The sequence below is a fragment of the Halomonas koreensis genome, assembly GCF_031451675.1.
GTDB lineage: Bacteria > Pseudomonadota > Gammaproteobacteria > Pseudomonadales > Halomonadaceae > Halomonas > Halomonas koreensis.
On record NZ_JARWAK010000001.1, the window covers coordinates 174,509 to 189,856 of the forward strand.

General features: G+C 72.3%; 19 protein-coding genes. 7 read left to right on the forward strand and 12 right to left on the reverse strand.

The features are described from left to right. The first annotated feature begins 28 nt into the window (after positions 1-28). The 3 genes from QC818_RS00860 (at position 29) to QC818_RS00870 (ending at position 2,185) form a co-directional block, all read left to right on the forward strand. Complete coding sequence (locus QC818_RS00860) at positions 29-970, forward strand: DMT family transporter (protein ID WP_309650934.1); 942 nt, start codon at positions 29-31, stop codon at positions 968-970. Positions 971-1,003: 33 nt separating this feature from the next. Beyond that, positions 1,004-1,654, forward strand: a complete 651-nt coding sequence (locus QC818_RS00865; protein ID WP_309650935.1) for an NAD(P)H-dependent oxidoreductase — start codon at positions 1,004-1,006, stop codon at positions 1,652-1,654. 81 nt (positions 1,655-1,735) lie between these two features. Further along, on the forward strand, positions 1,736-2,185 hold the full coding sequence (locus QC818_RS00870; protein WP_309650936.1) for a hypothetical protein: 450 nt from the start codon (positions 1,736-1,738) through the stop codon (positions 2,183-2,185). A 12-nt stretch (positions 2,186-2,197) separates the two neighbouring features. On the opposite strand, the gene QC818_RS00875 is transcribed toward QC818_RS00870, so the two are convergent. The 4 genes from QC818_RS00875 to QC818_RS00890 form a co-directional block, all read right to left on the reverse strand. Then, positions 2,198-3,538, reverse strand: coding sequence for a GGDEF domain-containing protein (locus tag QC818_RS00875; RefSeq protein ID WP_309650937.1), 1,341 nt, complete (start codon positions 3,536-3,538; stop codon positions 2,198-2,200). Continuing rightward, the gene (locus tag QC818_RS00880) at positions 3,528-4,658 is read right to left on the reverse strand and encodes an ABC transporter substrate-binding protein (RefSeq protein ID WP_309650938.1); all 1,131 of its coding nucleotides are present in this window, start codon (positions 4,656-4,658) and stop codon (positions 3,528-3,530) included. The genes QC818_RS00875 and QC818_RS00880 overlap by 11 nt, the downstream gene beginning before the upstream one ends. Positions 4,659-4,798: 140 nt before the next feature. Further along, on the reverse strand, positions 4,799-5,212 hold the full coding sequence (arfB, locus tag QC818_RS00885) for an alternative ribosome rescue aminoacyl-tRNA hydrolase ArfB (protein WP_309650939.1): 414 nt from the start codon (positions 5,210-5,212) through the stop codon (positions 4,799-4,801). 16 nt (positions 5,213-5,228) lie between these two features. Then, positions 5,229-5,444: a DUF3820 family protein gene (locus tag QC818_RS00890; protein WP_309650940.1), complete on the reverse strand. Its 216-nt coding sequence runs from the start codon at positions 5,442-5,444 to the stop codon at positions 5,229-5,231. Between the two features lie 110 nt (positions 5,445-5,554). On the opposite strand from QC818_RS00890, the gene QC818_RS00895 reads away from it, so the two are divergent. Continuing rightward, positions 5,555-6,187: an SDR family oxidoreductase gene (locus tag QC818_RS00895; RefSeq protein WP_309650941.1), complete on the forward strand. Its 633-nt coding sequence runs from the start codon at positions 5,555-5,557 to the stop codon at positions 6,185-6,187. Between the two features lie 13 nt (positions 6,188-6,200). On the opposite strand, the gene QC818_RS00900 is transcribed toward QC818_RS00895, so the two are convergent. After that, on the reverse strand, positions 6,201-7,082 hold the full coding sequence (locus QC818_RS00900; protein WP_309650942.1) for a GGDEF domain-containing protein: 882 nt from the start codon (positions 7,080-7,082) through the stop codon (positions 6,201-6,203). Beyond that, the gene (locus QC818_RS00905) at positions 7,073-7,876 is read right to left on the reverse strand and encodes an EAL domain-containing protein (protein ID WP_309650943.1); all 804 of its coding nucleotides are present in this window, start codon (positions 7,874-7,876) and stop codon (positions 7,073-7,075) included. Before QC818_RS00905 ends, QC818_RS00900 begins: the two co-directional genes overlap by 10 nt. Before the next feature lie 234 nt (positions 7,877-8,110). Between QC818_RS00905 and QC818_RS00910 the strand changes: the two genes are divergently transcribed. Further along, positions 8,111-8,458 carry a hypothetical protein gene (locus tag QC818_RS00910; RefSeq protein ID WP_309650944.1) on the forward strand — a complete coding sequence of 116 codons (348 nt, stop codon included), beginning with the start codon at positions 8,111-8,113 and terminating at the stop codon, positions 8,456-8,458. Positions 8,459-8,468: 10 nt separating this feature from the next. On the opposite strand, the gene QC818_RS00915 is transcribed toward QC818_RS00910, so the two are convergent. The 5 genes from QC818_RS00915 to QC818_RS00935 all read right to left on the reverse strand — a co-directional run bounded on the left by QC818_RS00915 (position 8,469) and on the right by QC818_RS00935 (position 12,499). Then, on the reverse strand, positions 8,469-8,942 hold the full coding sequence (locus QC818_RS00915) for a YbaK/EbsC family protein (RefSeq protein WP_309650945.1): 474 nt from the start codon (positions 8,940-8,942) through the stop codon (positions 8,469-8,471). A 107-nt stretch (positions 8,943-9,049) separates the two neighbouring features. Beyond that, complete coding sequence (gene bfr, locus QC818_RS00920; protein ID WP_309650946.1) at positions 9,050-9,517, reverse strand: bacterioferritin; 468 nt, start codon at positions 9,515-9,517, stop codon at positions 9,050-9,052. 128 nt (positions 9,518-9,645) lie between these two features. Continuing rightward, positions 9,646-10,854 (reverse strand): nicotinate phosphoribosyltransferase, encoded by a 1,209-nt coding sequence (gene pncB / locus QC818_RS00925; protein WP_309650947.1) that lies wholly within the window; start codon positions 10,852-10,854, stop codon positions 9,646-9,648. A gap of 40 nt (positions 10,855-10,894) precedes the next feature. Then, the gene (locus QC818_RS00930; protein ID WP_309650948.1) at positions 10,895-11,596 is read right to left on the reverse strand and encodes a glutathione S-transferase N-terminal domain-containing protein; all 702 of its coding nucleotides are present in this window, start codon (positions 11,594-11,596) and stop codon (positions 10,895-10,897) included. A 132-nt stretch (positions 11,597-11,728) separates the two neighbouring features. Further along, positions 11,729-12,499 carry a DUF1499 domain-containing protein gene (locus tag QC818_RS00935; RefSeq protein WP_309650949.1) on the reverse strand — a complete coding sequence of 257 codons (771 nt, stop codon included), beginning with the start codon at positions 12,497-12,499 and terminating at the stop codon, positions 11,729-11,731. Positions 12,500-12,784: 285 nt separating this feature from the next. Between QC818_RS00935 and QC818_RS00940 the strand changes: the two genes are divergently transcribed. Beyond that, positions 12,785-14,068: an MFS transporter gene (locus QC818_RS00940; RefSeq protein ID WP_309650950.1), complete on the forward strand. Its 1,284-nt coding sequence runs from the start codon at positions 12,785-12,787 to the stop codon at positions 14,066-14,068. A 62-nt stretch (positions 14,069-14,130) separates the two neighbouring features. Here QC818_RS00940 and QC818_RS00945 read toward each other — a convergent pair whose 3' ends face one another. Continuing rightward, positions 14,131-14,670, reverse strand: coding sequence for a YgjV family protein (locus QC818_RS00945; RefSeq protein ID WP_309650951.1), 540 nt, complete (start codon positions 14,668-14,670; stop codon positions 14,131-14,133). A 108-nt stretch (positions 14,671-14,778) separates the two neighbouring features. On the opposite strand from QC818_RS00945, the gene QC818_RS00950 reads away from it, so the two are divergent. Then, entirely contained in the window at positions 14,779-15,348 is a 570-nt protein-coding gene (locus QC818_RS00950; RefSeq protein WP_309650952.1) for a nucleoside deaminase, read from the forward strand.

Here is a 15,348-nt window from a genome sequence, read left to right on the forward strand (position 1 = left end):
CACGATGGCAAGCTATAGGAGCATAAGGATGACGAAGCCGACCCGGATGCACAAGCGGGGGCCGCGCGATGGCCTCAAGGCCCTGGGCTGCCTGCTGCTGGTGGGCACCCTGCTGGCGATGTCGCTGAGCGTGGCCAAGGTCGCCGACTCGGCGAGCCTGCCGCGGCTGACCTTCCTGATGGTGGCGTTGCTCGGCGCGAGCGGCGGCCTGCTGCTGCTGTCGCTGCCGCACCGCGCCGCCTGGCGGCTCGATCGTCGGATCTTCGAGTACGCCGCCGTCGCCGGGAGCCTGCTGGCCCTGCCCAATGCCCTCGGCTTCCTGGCGGTGCGCCACGTCGGCGCCGGCTTCATCTCGCTGAGCTTCGCCTTCCCGATCCTGGCGACCTGGGGGCTGGCCGTGGCGCTGCGCCTGGAGCCCCTGCGCTGGGACCGCCTGGGCGGCGTCTCCCTGGGGCTGGCCGGCGGCATCGTGCTGGCGCTGTCCAAGGCCGGCGGCGCCGGGGGCTCCCTGGGCTGGTCGCTGTTGATCCTGCTGATGCCGCTGGCCCTGGCCGCGGGCAACATCTACCGCACCCTGCGCTGGCCCCCGGAGGTGTCCCTGAAGTACCTGACCGCCCTGGTGCTGCTGGGGGCCGCGCTCAGCCTGCTGCCGTTCAGCCTGCTCCTCGAGCCCGGGCGCATGGGCGAGCTGTTCGCCTCCCCCGCGGCCCTGGGCCTGCTGCTGGGGGAAGTCGGCATCTTCACCGTGCTCTATCTGTTCTTCTTCATCCTGCAGCGGCTGGCCGGCCCGGTGTACCTGAGCCAGATCGGCACCGTCGCCGCGGTGATCGGCACCGCCGTGGCGGTGCTGGCCCTGGGCGAGCCCACGCCGCCCAACCTGCTGCCGGCGGCCGCGCTGGTGATCGTCGGCACCCTGGTCTTCCAGCGCGGCGCCCCCGGGCGCCCGGCCCGGGCGTCCGCCTCTGCCTGACCCCCGACCCACATCCCACACGGAGATCTCCCCATGTCATCGACCCCGACGCCCCTCCAGAGCGCCCTCCACTGGCGCTATGCCGCCAAGCGCATGAATGGCCGGCGCGTTCCCGAGGCCACCCTGTCGCGCATCCTCGAGGCGGCTCACCTGTCGCCGTCCTCCTACGGCCTCCAGCCGTACTCGGTGGTGGTCGTCGACGACCCGGCGCTGCGCGAGCGCTGCCGGCCCGCCGCCTTCGACCAGCCGCAGATCGCCGAATGCTCGCACCTGCTGGTGTTCGCCACCTGGCGGGCCACCGGCGAGGACGAGGTCGACGAGCTGATCCGGCTGATGGCGCGGGAACGGGAGATCGAGGAAGCCCGCCTCGACGGCTATCGGGCCACCCTCAAGGGCGTGGTCAACGGCTTCGAGAGCTCGGAGGCCCGGCGCCACTGGGCCGCCAAGCAGGCCTACCTGGCCATGGGCATGGCGCTGGCCGCGGCCGCCCTGGAGCGGGTCGATGCCACCCCCATGGAGGGCTTCGATCCGGCCGCCCTGGACGAGGCGCTGGGGCTGCGCGAGCGCGGGCTCGCCAGCGCCGTGGTGGTGGCGCTGGGCTATCGGGACGACGCCACCGACTGGCTGGCCGGGCTCAAGAAGGTGCGCTGGCCCCGGGAGCGTGTGATCCTGCACGCCGGTTGAGGCGCGCCGGGGCCACGGCGTGCGGCGGTGCCAGCCGCTATGCTGGAGGGTGGCACCGGACCCCGTGACAGGAGGTATCCCATGAATCGTACAGCGCTTCTCGCCATCCGGCTCGGCTCGGCCCTGTCGCTGACGCTGCTGCTGACCGCCACCACCCTGGCCGCCGAGGGTCGGGACCTGACCTTCCAGGGCGACGCCAGCTTCGGCGGCCCCCATGGCGGGCAGGCGATCCAGGCGGCGCTGGTCGACGTCGCCCGCGGCGAGACCATCGCCGTGGAGACCGGCGAGGTGGCCGCCTCCGCCGACCCGGCCTTCTCCTTCGTCTTTCCCGGCGCGCTGAGGGAGGGCGAGCGCTACGCCGTGCACTACTGGATCGACGCCAACTTCGGCGGCGGCAGCGCCGGGCAGTGCGACCCCATGCAGCACGACCACCAGTGGCGCGTGGCCATCGAGGCCGGCGCCGGGCCGGTGACCCACACCGAGACCCACGATCCCTCGACGCAGGCCGCCGTCTGCGACACCTTCCGCTGAGCGCCCGGGCGCTCAGCCCGCGGCGTCGTCCTCGACCCGGTTGCGGCCGCCCCGCTTGGCCCGATAGAGGGCCTGGTCGGCCCGGGTGACCAGGCCGTCGATGGCCTCGTCGCCCGGGCCGACCAGGGCGACCCCCAGGCTCACGGTCAGCGACCAGGGCAGGTCCTCGAGGCGCAGCGCCGCCACCTCCCGCCTCAGCCGCTCGGCGACCTCGCGCGCCTGGTCTCGATCATCGACCCGGAACAGGCCGATGAACTCCTCGCCGCCGAAGCGGGCGATGCAGTCGTCCTGGCGGCAGGTCCGGCGCCAGCCGTCGGCGACGGCCTGCAGGGCACGGTCGCCCAGGTCGTGGCCCAGGCGGTCGTTGATGGCCTTGAACTCGTCCAGGTCGGCGAGCACCACCGCGAAGGCCTCGCCGTCGCGCCGCCAGCGCGCGAGATAGTCGGCCGCCGCCTCGAAGAAGGCCCGGCGATTGGCCAGCCCGGTCAGCGGATCCGTGTAGGCCCGGTCGCGCATGACCCGCATGGCCTGCTCGAGCTCCCGGGTGCGTGCCCGGATGCGGTCCTCCAGGTGCCGGTTGGTGTGCTCCAGGTCCCGCTTGGCGGCCTTCAGGTCGGCCATCTGGCGGCTGACGGTCTGCATCAGGCCCAGGGTGGCGGTTTCCAGGCTGCGGATCTCGTCGTCGTGGCGATGCCGCGCCGGCCGCGTGAGCTCGACGCCCGCGGCGCCGGGATCGGCGTCGGACAGGAAGCGCGAGAGTCGCGTGATCGGGCGCAGGGTCAGGACATGGAAGACCGCGAACAGCACCAGGGCCAGCACCAGGGCGCGCAGGGTGCCGGTCAGCAGGTGCGTCAGCACCCGCCGGGAGAAGTCGTTGACGGCGCTGGCCGGGTTGAGGTCCAGCGCCAGGCGGCCGATCGCCTTCGGGCCCTCATGGCGCAGCGGCAGCTCGCGGCGTTGCCGGCCCCCGAACAGGCCGTCGCTCAGCGGCAGCCAGGTGGTCGCCGGCTCGACCCGGGTCTCGCCCAGCGACAGCGGGCCGGGCAGGCGCAGCACGCAGCCGTCGATGGCCGGGTGGGCGGTGAGGCCCTCGCAGACCACCCTCGCCAGTTGCCCGTCCAGCTGCCAGGCCGCGGCGGCGGCGGTGCTCAGGGTGGTGGTCACCAGCTGGTCCAGCTGGGTCGTCAGCGAATCGCGGTAGGCGCGATAGTCGACGGCGATTTGCAGGGCCGACAGCAGCCAGCCCACCCCTAGGGCGACGATCAGCACCAGGCGCACCTGGCGCCGGGCCAGGCGGCTGCCCAGCGCCGTCCGGATGCCGCGGCCCAGGCGGCGCAGGCGTTCAGTCGGCATGCCCGCTCTCCTCGTCGAGGGCCGCCAGCAGGGCCGGCAGCGAGAAGTCGTAACCCGTCCGCTCGGGGTGGTGGTGGCGGCTGAAGGCGCGGAAGTCCAGGCGCGACCAGTCGCGGTCGGCGAGCAGCGCGCGCAGCCGCGGCGGCACGGGCGCGGTGAGTCCGGCCATGGGGAAGCGCAGGTGCCGGCTGCCGGCAATCGCCGGGATGCCGTGGTGCAGGTCGTGCAGCAGCACCATCGCCCAGGCGCCGGCCAGGAAGTGGCCGCCATGGGTCATGACCAGGGTGCCGTCCCGCAGGTGCGTCAGGGCCGCGGCGGACCAGTTCATGCCGACCACCGCGAAGTCGCGCCCCGGGACCAGGCCGTGGGCCTCGGCGGCGGCCATGGCGCCCAGCGCGATGGGGTCGTTGGCCGCCCAGACGGCATCGAAGCGGCGGCCGGTGCGCAGCCAGGCGTCGATGCGCCGGTAGGCCTTCTCCCGGGACCAGTCCACCGTCAGGCGGCGCACCTCCTCGATGTCCGGGGCCGTCGCCAGGGCCTGGTCGAGCCCGGCCAGGCGCCGCGTGGAGGCCGGGGTGGCGGCATCCCCGGCCAGGGTGATCAGCGTCAGGCGATCCCGCTCGGGCGCCAGCTCACGGGCCGCCGCGAACAGCGCCGTGGCCATCTCGCGGCCGGCTCGGGCGTTGTCCGGGGTGAGGCTGCCCAGCCAGTGGGGCAGCTCCCGGCCGGGGCGGCCGACCCGGGCCTCCTGCGCGGGCGTCAGGGTGCTGAGCAGCAGGAGGGTGGGAATGCCGCGGGCGTCGGCGGCCGCCACCAGGTCCGCCGCCTGGCGGTGCTCGTTGACCAGGATCAGGTAGTCGGGGCGCTCGGCGGCGTCGATGGCCGCCCGGGCGTTGGCGCGCATCCGCGGCCACTGCCGGTCGGCGTGGCTGATCTCCAGCCTGATGCCCAGCTGGTCCGCCGCGGCGCGCATGGTGTCGCTCACGCCGCGCCAGAACCCCTCGGCCGCGAAGCCCGGGTTCACGAAGCGGACATGGATCGGGGGCGCCGGGTCGGCCGGCGCGGGGCCGGACAGGCCCAGGCACAGCAGGCAGGCCAGCAGGCGCAGCTTGGCTCTCACGATGGCGGCTCGCTTGTCAGGGAACGGGCCGGCAGGCCCGCGCGTCGGCCGCCCGACGCGCGGCGCCGGGCGGGAAAATCGCGCATTGTCTATCGGTCAGGCGTGGGCTTCAATCCGGCCGTGACTCACGCTCGCCGGGCTCAGAGCTTCACCTTGCCGCGCAGGGCCTTGGTCTTGCCCTTCTTGACCTTCTTGTCGACCCGGCGGCGCTGGGCGCCCTTGCTGGGGCGGGTCGGCTTGCGGGTCTTGCGCTGCTGGATGGCCTGGCGGATCAGCTCGCGCAGCCGCGCCAGGGCGTCCTCCTTGTTCAGCTCCAGGGTGCGGTGGCTCTGGGCCTTGATGACCACCACCCCGTCCTTGCTGATGCGCTGGTCGGCGAGCGCCATCAGGCGTTCCTTGTAGAAGTCCGGCAGGCTGGAGGCGGGGATGTCGAAGCGCAGGTGGACCGCCGAGGACACCTTGTTGACGTTCTGTCCGCCGGCGCCCTGGGCGCGGATCTGGGAGATCTCGAGCTCGTGGGCGGGGATCTCGACGCTGTTGGAGATACGCAGCATGGCAACCTCGTTCGGCTCAGGCCCGGTGGCGCAGCGGCGCGAGCAGCTCGCCGAGCCCGTTGTGGTCGATTTCGTGCATCAGCGCCAGCAGGCGGCCGATCTGGCCCTCGGGGAAGCCCTCCCGGGAGAACCAGGCGAGATAGGGACCGGGCAGGTCGGCGATCAGGGTGCCCTCGTACTTGCCGAAGGGCATGCGCAGGGTGACCAGGCGTTGCAGGTCCTCGGGTTCCACGGGGGCCTCCTCGTCGGCAAATGGAGCGCAGCTTACGGCACCGGGCGGTCGGCGGCCAGGGCGGGCGTGTTAGGCTGGGGCCGATTCATGCGATATCAAGGAGCAAGCCCATGACGACCCTGGTGATCGGCGCCAACGGCCAGATCGGCCGCCAGCTCTGCGCCCTGGCCCACGACGCCGGCCTGGCGATCCGGGCCATGGTCCGCGACCCGGACCAGGTCGCCTGGTTCGAGGCGCGGGGCATCCCCGCCGTGGTCGCCGACCTGGAGGGGGACTTCGCCCATGCCCTGGAGGGCTGCGACGAGCTGGTGTTCACCGCCGGCTCCGGCCCGCACACCGGGCCCGACAAGACCCTGCTGATCGACCTGCACGGCGCCATGCGCGCCGTGGACCTGGCCGCCGAGCGGGGCCTGCGCCGCTTCGTGATGGTCAGCGCCCTGCGCGCCGAGGATCCCCAGGCGGCGCCCGAGAAGCTGCGGCCCTACATGGCGGCCAAGCGTGCCGCCGACGCCTATCTCGCGGCCTCGCCGGTGCCCCGGGTGATCCTCAAGCCCGGCCGACTGACCGATGCGCCGGCCAGCGGGCGTGTCGCCACCTCGCTGGCCGAGGCCGGCGGCGACAACACCGTGTCCCGGGCCAACGTGGCCCGGGTGCTGTGCCACCTGCTGCAGGCGCGGGAGCTGGTCGATCGCGACATCCACCTGCTGGACGGCGAGCGCCCGATCGCCGAGGCGCTGAACTGAGGCCGCGAGCCGCTCAGGCCACCAGCACCCGGTTGCGGCCCGCCAGCTTGGCCCGGTAGAGGGCGCGGTCGGCGCGCTCCAGCAGGCGGTGGCCGGTCGCGTCGGCGTCCAGGGCGGCGATGCCGGCGGAGAGGGTCAGGGTCAGCCCCCGCCGGGTCAGGGTGGCCGCCGCGAGCCGGGCGCGCAGGCGCTCGATGCCGTGCTCGGCCTCCGCCGGGCTGGCGCCGGGCAGGATCGCCAGGAACTCTTCGCCGCCCATCCGGGCGATGACGTCGTAGCGGCGCAGCTCGGCGCGCATCAGCTCGGCGGCGGCCTGCAGCGCCTCGTCGCCCACCCCATGGCCGTGCCGGTCGTTGATCTGCTTGAAATGGTCGAGGTCGAGGGTGGCCACGCACAGCGCGGTGCCGTGGCGGCCGCTGCGGTCGATCTCCTCCTCCAGGCGCTCCATGCCGGCGCGCCGGTTGAGCAGGCCGGTCAGTTCGTCGTGGCGGGCCAGGAAGTCGAGGCGACGCTCCAGGGCCTTGCGCTCGGTGATGTCGGTGATGAAGGTGACCTTCTTCACCCCGCCGGCATCGTCCATGATGCGCGCCGCCTCGGCGATGATGCTGCGCGTCTCACCGTCGCGGCGCACCACCTCCCATTCCTCGCGCAGCTCGTGGAGTTCCTCGCCCTGGATGAAGCGGCGGTGCAGCTCGCTCAGACGCTCGCGCATGGCTTCCGGCACCACCAGGGTGAAGTGCCGGCCCAGCAGCTCCTCCTCCCGGTAGCCATAGAACTCGCAGTAGGCCGGATTGACCATCTCGAAGATACCCGCGTCGTTGGTGATGCAGATGCCGATGGGCGCGGCGTGGACCAGGCGCGGCACGTTGTCGGGGTGGGTCAGGGTCAGCGGCATGCGGCGCTCCTCTGGTGGGGCGGCGGGGCGTAGAGGGCATCGATGCGCTCGGCGGGGTCCTCGGCCAGGGCGTCCAGGGCCGGGCGGGCGAAGTAGTAGCCCTGCTGCAGCGGGATGCCCGCTTCGAACAGCCAACGGGCCTCCTCGGCTTCCTCCACGCCCTCGGCGATCAGGGTCACCCGCAGCGGCTCGGCCATGGCGACCATGGCGCGCACCAGGGCCTGGCGGCGGGGATCCCGGTGGCAGTCGCGCACCAGCTGGCGGTCCAGCTTGAGCTTGTCGGGCTGCAGCTCGGTGAGCATGTCCAGGTTGGCGTGCCCGGTACCGAAGTCGTCCAGCGCCACCCGGAAGCCGATGCGGCGGTAGGCCTCGATGATGTCCTGCAGGTGCTCGCGGTCGGGCACCCGTTCCGACTCGACGATCTCGAAGATCAGCCGCTCCAGGGGCCAGCCCACCCGCTGCGAGACCTCCAGGGTGGCCTGCAGGCAGGCCTCGGGCTCGTAGACGGCGTTGGGCAGGAAGTTGATGGACAGCGGCACCGGCATCTCCAGCCGGCTGGCCTGCTCGATGGCCCGCACCCGACAGGCCTGGTCGAAGCGATACAGCAGCCGGTCGGTGACCCGCTCGAGCACCTGGCCCGCCGGCTCGCCGTTGGGCCCCCTCACCAGGGCTTCGTAGGCATGGATCTCGCGGCGCCCAACGTCGATGATCGGCTGGAAGGCCATGGTGATGTCGAAGGGCAGGTCGCCCTCGCATCGCTTGCAGTGTCCGGCCACCCTTGCGCAGTGTCCCATGGAAGTTCCCCGTCGGTTGCATGGCCGCCCCGGGCCGGCGAGCGGCGGAGCGGGGTTGCGGCGTGTTTTTCCTGCATTCTTGTACATGCGGAGATTTTGTACAAGTATTGCCGCGAACCATGCCCCTCCGGCGTTCCCCGGGCGACGGCGAAAGCCGGGCGGGATCACGCCCCTGGCCAGCGGCGCGCTGTCGCGACAGGATGGGCGCACTTGCCACTGCCCACGGAGAGGCCGATGACCGATCCCGATGCCGACCTGGCGGAGCGGGCCCGCGCGCTGCTCGGGCGCGTCCCTGCCCAGGCCCTGCCGATGACCTACCAGCAACTGGCCGAGGCGCTGTCGCTGGCGCCGCCGCGCACCATTCGCCGCGTCGCCGAGGCGCTGGAGATCACCATGCGCGAGGATGTCGAGGCCGGGCGACCGATGATCGCCGCCCTGGTGATCGGCCGACAGGGCGAGGGCCTGCCGCGCCGCGGCTTCTTCGAGCTGGCCGCCGAGCTGGGCCGCCTGCCGGCCGATCCGGCCGCCCAGGCGGCGGCCTGGCGGGAGGAGTATCGTCGGGCGCTGGCGGCCCGGGGGTGAGCGGGGCGCCTCAGGCGGGCGCGGGGGCCTGGCAGACATCCACCCAGTCGGCCTCGACCAGGGCGGCCAGGCGCTCGGGGGCCAGGCGCACCGCGCTGTGCCGGGCCCCGGCGGCGGGCAGCACCGTGTCGAAGGCCCGCAGCGAGACGTCGCAGTAGACCGGCAGCGGGGTCGCCAGGCCGAAGGGGCAGACGCCGCCCACCGGATGGCCGGTCAGCGCCTGCACCCGCTCGGCGTCGAGCATCCTGGCCTTGGCCGCGAAGGCGTCGCGCAGCTTGCGGTTGTCGAAGCGGGCCTCGCCGCTGGCCACCACCAGCACCTCGCGCTCGCCGACGCGAAACGCCAGGGTCTTGGCGATTTGGCCGGGCGCCACGCCGTGGGCCTCGGCGGCCAGGGCCACGGTGGCGGTGCTGGTGTCCAGCTCGAGGATCTCGATGTCCGGCGCCCGCTCGGCGAAGAAGGCGCGCACGCTGTCCAGGCTCATTGGGGCTCCCTGTCGGATGATCAAGGGCTCGAGGATACCCCGGGGCGGCCCCGCGGTGGAGAGGGGCGGAGGGGAACGGCCGCCCGGCGGCGGGCGGCCGGGGAGCGTCACATCTGCTCGGCCAGGTAGTTCTCGCGGCCCACCAGCTTGATCAGCCGCAGCTGCTGCTCCAGCCAGTAGGCGTGGTCTTGCTCGGTGTCGCTGAGCAGCTGCTGGAGGACGGCGCGAGTCTGGAAGTCGCGTTCCCGCTCGCACAGGGCGATGGCGGCCTTCAGGGCGTCGCCCACTTCGTACTCCAGCTGCAGGTCGTTGCCGAGCATCTCCTCCACTGTCTGGCCGATGCGCACCGGGGTGCGGGTGTGCATGTCCGGCGTGCCTTCCAGGAACAGGATGCGCTCGATCAGCTGCTTGGCATGGCCCTTCTCGTCGTCGAACTCGTGGGCGATGCGCTCGTGGAGCTTGGCCAGCCCCCAGTCGGCGTACATCTCGGAATGGATGAAGTACTGGTCCATGGCGGCCAGCTCGGCGGCGAGCAGGCCGTTGAGGGCGTCGATGATCTCTTGGTTGCCTTTCATGGGATCCTTCCTGAGCCGGGGGGATTAGCCTGGCATCCTAGTGCGGGCCTCGAGGTTGGTCAATTTTTTCCGGTATTTCAACAAGTTGAGACTATCTTTGCGTGCGATTCGCATTTTGCTTCCGGCCCTCAGGCCGGCGAGGGCACGCCGAAGACCCGCTTCAGGTAGTGCACATAGCCGGTGTCCCGGGACAGCGTCTTGCCGGGGGCATCGGAGAGCTTGGCCACCGGCTGGCCGTTGCAGGCGACCAGCTTGATCACCATGTTCATCGGCGTCACCCCGGGCAGGTCGCAGGTCAGGCTGGTGCCGATCCCGAAGCTGGTGCGGATGCGCCCGTCCAGGGCGGTCTTGATCGCCATCGCCGAGTCGAAGGTCAGGGCGTCGCTGAAGATCAGCGTCTTGCTCCTCGGGTCGATGCCCAGCCGCTGGTAGTGGCGGATGCACTTCTCGGCGAACACCATGGGGTCGCCGCTGTCGTGGCGCAGGCCGTCGAACAGCTTGGCGAAGTACAGATCGAAGTCCGCCAGGAAGGCGTCCAGGGTGATGGTATCGGTCAGCGCCACCCCCAGATGGCCGCGATACTCCTGGACCCAGGCCTCCAGCGCGGCGCGCTGGCTGTCCACCAGGCGGCTGCCCAGTTGCTGGTGGGCCATCACCCACTCGTGGGCCATGGTGCCCATCGGCGCCAGGCCGTGGCGCCGCGCGATGTCGACGTTGCTGGTGCCCACGAACTGCCCCGGGAACTCCGTGGCGAGCACCTCGACGATGGCTTCCTGCACCGGCTGGGAGAGCCGCCGCCGGGTGCCGAAGTCGGCCAGCCGGAAGTCCGCCAGCTGGGCCGGCGTGTAGTCCCGGCGCAGCCGGGCCAGCTTGTCGCGCAGCCGGTCGACGGCCTGGTCGACCCGCGCCCCGGGGTGGAGGGTGTGATTGCGCACCTCGCTGATGATCGCGAGGATCACGATCTCGAACAGGATGCTGTGCGTCCAGGGGCCGTCGATGACGATGCACAGCTCGCTGCCCTGCATGTGCAGGTCGACGTACTCGGGGCGGAAGCGGTACAGCTCGAGGAAGCGGATGAAGTCCGGCGACAGGTAGGCGAAGCCGCCCAGGTAGGCCGACTCCGCCTCGCTCAGCGACAGCGCCGCCAGGGCGTCGATCTGCTCGCGGATCGCGTCCAGGTAGGGGCGCAGGTCCTCGGCGTCGCGGCAGCGGAACTCCCAGGTCACGCTGGCGTTGGGGTACTTGTGGTGGACCCCCTGCATCATGGTGAGCTTGTACCAGTCGGTATCCAGCAGCGAGGTGATGATCCGGCCCGGGGCGCGGTAGGTGGCCGCCATCTGGGGCTCCTGTGATGGGGGAGTGGGCACCGCCCGGGGCTCAGGCGGCGGGGATGGTGAGGCCGCGCTGTACGGCCGGACGTTCCAGGAAGGCGGCGAGCACGCGCTGGACGTTGGGGAAGTCGTCGATGCCCACCAGCTCGCCGGCCTCGTAGAAGCCGATCAGGTTGCGCACCCAGGGCCAGGTGGCGATGTCGGCGATCGAGTAGGGCTCGCCCAGCAGCCAGTCGCGGTCCGTCAGGTGGGCGTCCAGCACGCCCAGCAGGCGCCGTGACTCGCCCACGTAGCGATCCCGGGGGCGCTTGTCCTCGATCTCACGGCCGGCGAAACGGTTGAAGAAGCCGACCTGGCCGAACATCGGGCCGATGCCGCCCTTCTGGAACATCAGCCACTGCAGGGCGTGGTAGCGGTCCTGCCCGGCGCTCGCCAGCAGCCGGCCGGTCTTTTCGGCGAGATAGACCAGGATGGCGCCGGACTCGAACAGCGGCAGCGGCCGCTCCTCCGGCCCGTTCGGGTCGAGAATCGCCGGGATCTTGTTGTTGGGGTTCAACGACAGGAACTCGGGGGAGCGCTGGTCGCCGTCCTCGAAGCTGACCCGGTGGGCCTCGTAGGGCAGGCCGATCTCCTCCAGCATGATCGAGACCTTCACGCCGTTGGGCGTGGGCAGCGAGTAGAGCTGCAGGCGGTCGGGATGGCGGGCCGGCCACTTGCCGGTGACGGGGAAGGCGTTCAGCTTGGTCATGGGAAGCCTCGTGTGCGGGGTGGCCCGGCGAGAGGGAGCCGAGCATGCGGGAAGCGAGCCTCCGATGATAGCGCGTGTATTATTGGGCCGCGAACCAGATGCCGGCCGTCGTCGGCGGGGCGCGGCCGGGCCTTAGCCCTCGCCCAGCCGCGTTGCCAGGGCCTCGAGGAAGGTCTGGATGCGCGCGGCGTTGGTGCCCAGGTCGCTCTTGCCGATCCGCGAGGCCGAGCGCATGTCCACCTCCACGCCATCGGCGGTGGGCGTCAGGCGGATGACGACATCGTCCTGGAAGCCGAACCAGCGGGTGGTGGCCACCGCCTCCAGGCGCCGCTCGCCGACCGCGGCGATCGCCCAGCCGCGCTCCCGGGCCAGGGCCTCGGCGGCGTCGCGCACCTCGGGCAGCGGCCGCTCGAAGCGCCGCGGCCCGAGGTTCGGGTAGCCGGCGCGCTGGGCCTCGGCGAACGCCTCGGGATAGGCCAGCGCATTGGGGGCCGCCCGGCGAGCCTCGGCTAGGGCCTCGAAGGCCGGCGGCGCGGCGAGGTCGGTGGTGATGTCGTGGATCGGCGGCACGCGGCGGGCCAGTTCGCGCAGCTGCAAGGGCTGGGCGACCATGGCCACCACGGCGGCGACCACCAGCGCGCCCACCAGGGCCGGCCGGCCGCGGCGGCAGAAGCCGGCGACCAGGAAGGCCAGCGCGCCCAGCCCGGCGGCGCCCACGGCCAGCAGGGCGCCGCGCCGCAGCAGCGAGAAGGACTCGCCCAGCGACAGCCAGTCCAGCCGGTAGGCCGGCCCGGCGCCGCCCATCAGCGCCGCCGCCACGGCGAGCAGCAGCACGGCCAGCCAGGCCAGCGCCACGGGCCAGCGGCCGCCACGCGGGCGGGGCTTGAAGGTCAGGGACGACATGCGGGCTCCTTCCTCCCTCGGTGACTCGCGATGGCCCCTCAGGATAGTGCCCCGGGCCCGGTCTGCCGATCCCCCATCGGTCGACGGCGCCGGAGGCTTGTGCCGCGCGGGCCTTCGGTGCTCCCATGACCGGGGCGCTCGGCGGCGGCGCCGAGCGCGTTTGCCCGCCGCCCGCGCAGGATGGCAGCTATTCTAGGATTCCGGATTCGGGAGGGGATGCATGGTGATCGACCACGATGGCGGTATCGGGCGGCAGGGGGCGGTCATCGCCCCGGGGGTGGCGGCATGAGGACACTGTCGAGCACGAGTTTCGCGATCTTCGGGGCCGCGCTGATCGCCATCAGCTACGGGCTCGCGCGCTTCGCCTTCGGCCTCTTCGTGCCCCCCATCCGCGACGAGCTGGCCCTGACGCCCTATGTGATCGGCATCATCGGCGCGCTGCCGCTGATCAGCTTCCTGCTGGCCACGGCGGTCGCGCCGCTGGCCACCGACCATATGGGCGCCCGCAACGCGGCGGTGCTCTCCGGCGCCTTCGGCACCGCCGGCCTGGCGATGATCAGCCAGGCCGGCGACGCGCTCTGGCTGGGCGTGGGGGTGTTCGCCTGCGGTATCTGCACCGGCCTGATGATGCCGGCGCTCACCGCCGCCATGCAGGCGCTGGTCAAGCGCTCGATGCACGGCCGCGTCAGCTCGGTCATGAACGCCGGGACCAGCATCGGCGTGATCGTCGCGGTCCCGACGGTGCTGTTCCTGGTCGGCGCCTGGCGGCTGGCCTACCTGTCCTTCGCCGTCCTGGCCGGGCTCGGCGTGATCGGCGCCTGGTTGTTCCTGCCCTCGGTGTCGCGCATCACCCCGGGCAACGCCGCGCCGCCGCCGCCGCTGCGCGAGCTGCCGTGGTCGCGCCTCGTCAGGCTCTCGCTGTTCGCCTTCGTGATGGGCTTCGTCTCCTCGGCGTACTGGATCTTCGCCCCCGACCTGGTGGTCACCCTGGGCGGCCTGCCGTCCGGCGCCACCGGCTGGCTGTGGCTGGCGGTGGGCATCGCCGGCCTCGGCGGCGCCGTGGTGGCCGACCTGGCCGATCGCAACAATCCCCCCATCACCCAGGCGCTGATGCTGATGATGCTGGCGGCGAGCCTGGCGCTGCTGGCGGCGAGCCCCGGCCAGTCGTGGCTGGCGGCCTTCTCCGCGCTGGTCTTCGGCCTGGCCTACATGAGCCTGACGGGCCTCTATCTGATGACCGGCATCCGCCTGCTGCCGGGCCGGCTTTCGGTGGGGCCGGTGCTGCCCTTCATGGCCGTCTCGCTGGGGCAGGCGACCGGCTCGCCGGTTGTCGGCGGGCTGGTCAATGCGTTCGGCTACGCCGATGCCTTCGCCATGTTCGCCGCGCTGGGCATCCTGGTGGCCATCCTGTCGCCCTTCTACCCGGGCCATATCGCCCAGGCCGAGGAGGAAGAGGAGGAGGATACCGGCCTGCAGGCGGCCTACGACCACCAGCTCCAGAACGAGGAGGGCGAGCCGCTGGAGGAGCCCGCCGAGGAGGAGCCGGAGAAGCCCGCCGTCCACCCCTGAGGGCGGCGCCGTTGCTGGTTGAGCGCGGCTTCGCGATGCAGCGGGAACGCCACGGGCCCGGCTCAGGGCTCGGCGCGCTCGAACGCCTCGGGATAGCGCCGCTTCGCCCGCAGCAGGCGCCAGATGGTGATGGCGTTGGTGATCACCACCAGCGCCTCGGCCAGCGAGCCGCCCACCGCCCCCACCAGCAGGTGGCTGAGCAGCCAGGCCAGCGCCGCCAGCCCCAGCATCACCCGCATGGCAATGCCGCGCAGCAGGAACATGCCCAGGGTGCCCAGCACCATGGCCACCAGCGCGGGCAGGTCCGCCCAGCCCTGCCAGGTGACCAGCGCGGCCACGCCGCCGGCCGCCAGCACGCCGGCCATCACCGCCCGGCTGCCCGGGTAGCGGCGGGCCAGGGCGATGCGCGCGATCACCAGCACGGTCAGCGCCGCCGCCGTCCAGCTCTGCAGGAACAGGAACTGCAGGGCGAAGGCGACGTTGGCCGAGATCAGCAGCACCATCAGGCGCTCGTCCCGCTGGCTGGCGAAGGCGGCGATACACAGCAGCAGGGCGGCCAGGCCGGCGACCTGGCCGGCGAGGGCGGCGGGACTCTCCAGCATCGGGCATCCTTTCCGTGATCGGGCGCCCAGCATAGCCGCTGCGGCGACGGTTGACGCAAGCCGACGCCGCCGCGCATCTTGGCGGGACCCCACCACGCAGGACGCGACATGGACACACTGCTCGATGCCGGCACCCCGGTGACCGAGGCGGCGCTGGCCGCCATCGCCCACATGCCCACCGCCAGCCTGCCGGCGTTGATGGACGACGCCTTCGCCCGGCGGCTCTCCGACGCCGACTTCATGCGCATCGCCGTGTGGCTGGCGCAGAAGAGCTACGACGAGGGCGGCTGCCCCATCGGCGCGGTGATCATCGACGACGACAGCCGGCGCATCCTCGGCAAGGGCCACAACACCCTGGTGCAGGAGAATCATCCCTACCACCACGGCGAGACCTCGGCGCTGCGCGACGCCGGGCGCCGCGACTTCGGCCGCACCACGCTGTTCACCTCGCTCAGCCCCTGCGAGATCTGCGCCACCCTGCTCGCCATGCGCGGCTTCCATCGGGTGGTGGTGGGCGACGTCACCAACGCCTCGGGCACCGAGGCGATGCTCGAGGCCCGGGGCGTGCGCGTCGATATTCTCGAGGATGCGCGCGGCATCGAGCGCTACGCCCGCTTCCGCGCCGAGCAGCCCGAGCTGGATCGGGAAGACTGGCAGGGGCTCGCCGCCAGCCGCTGA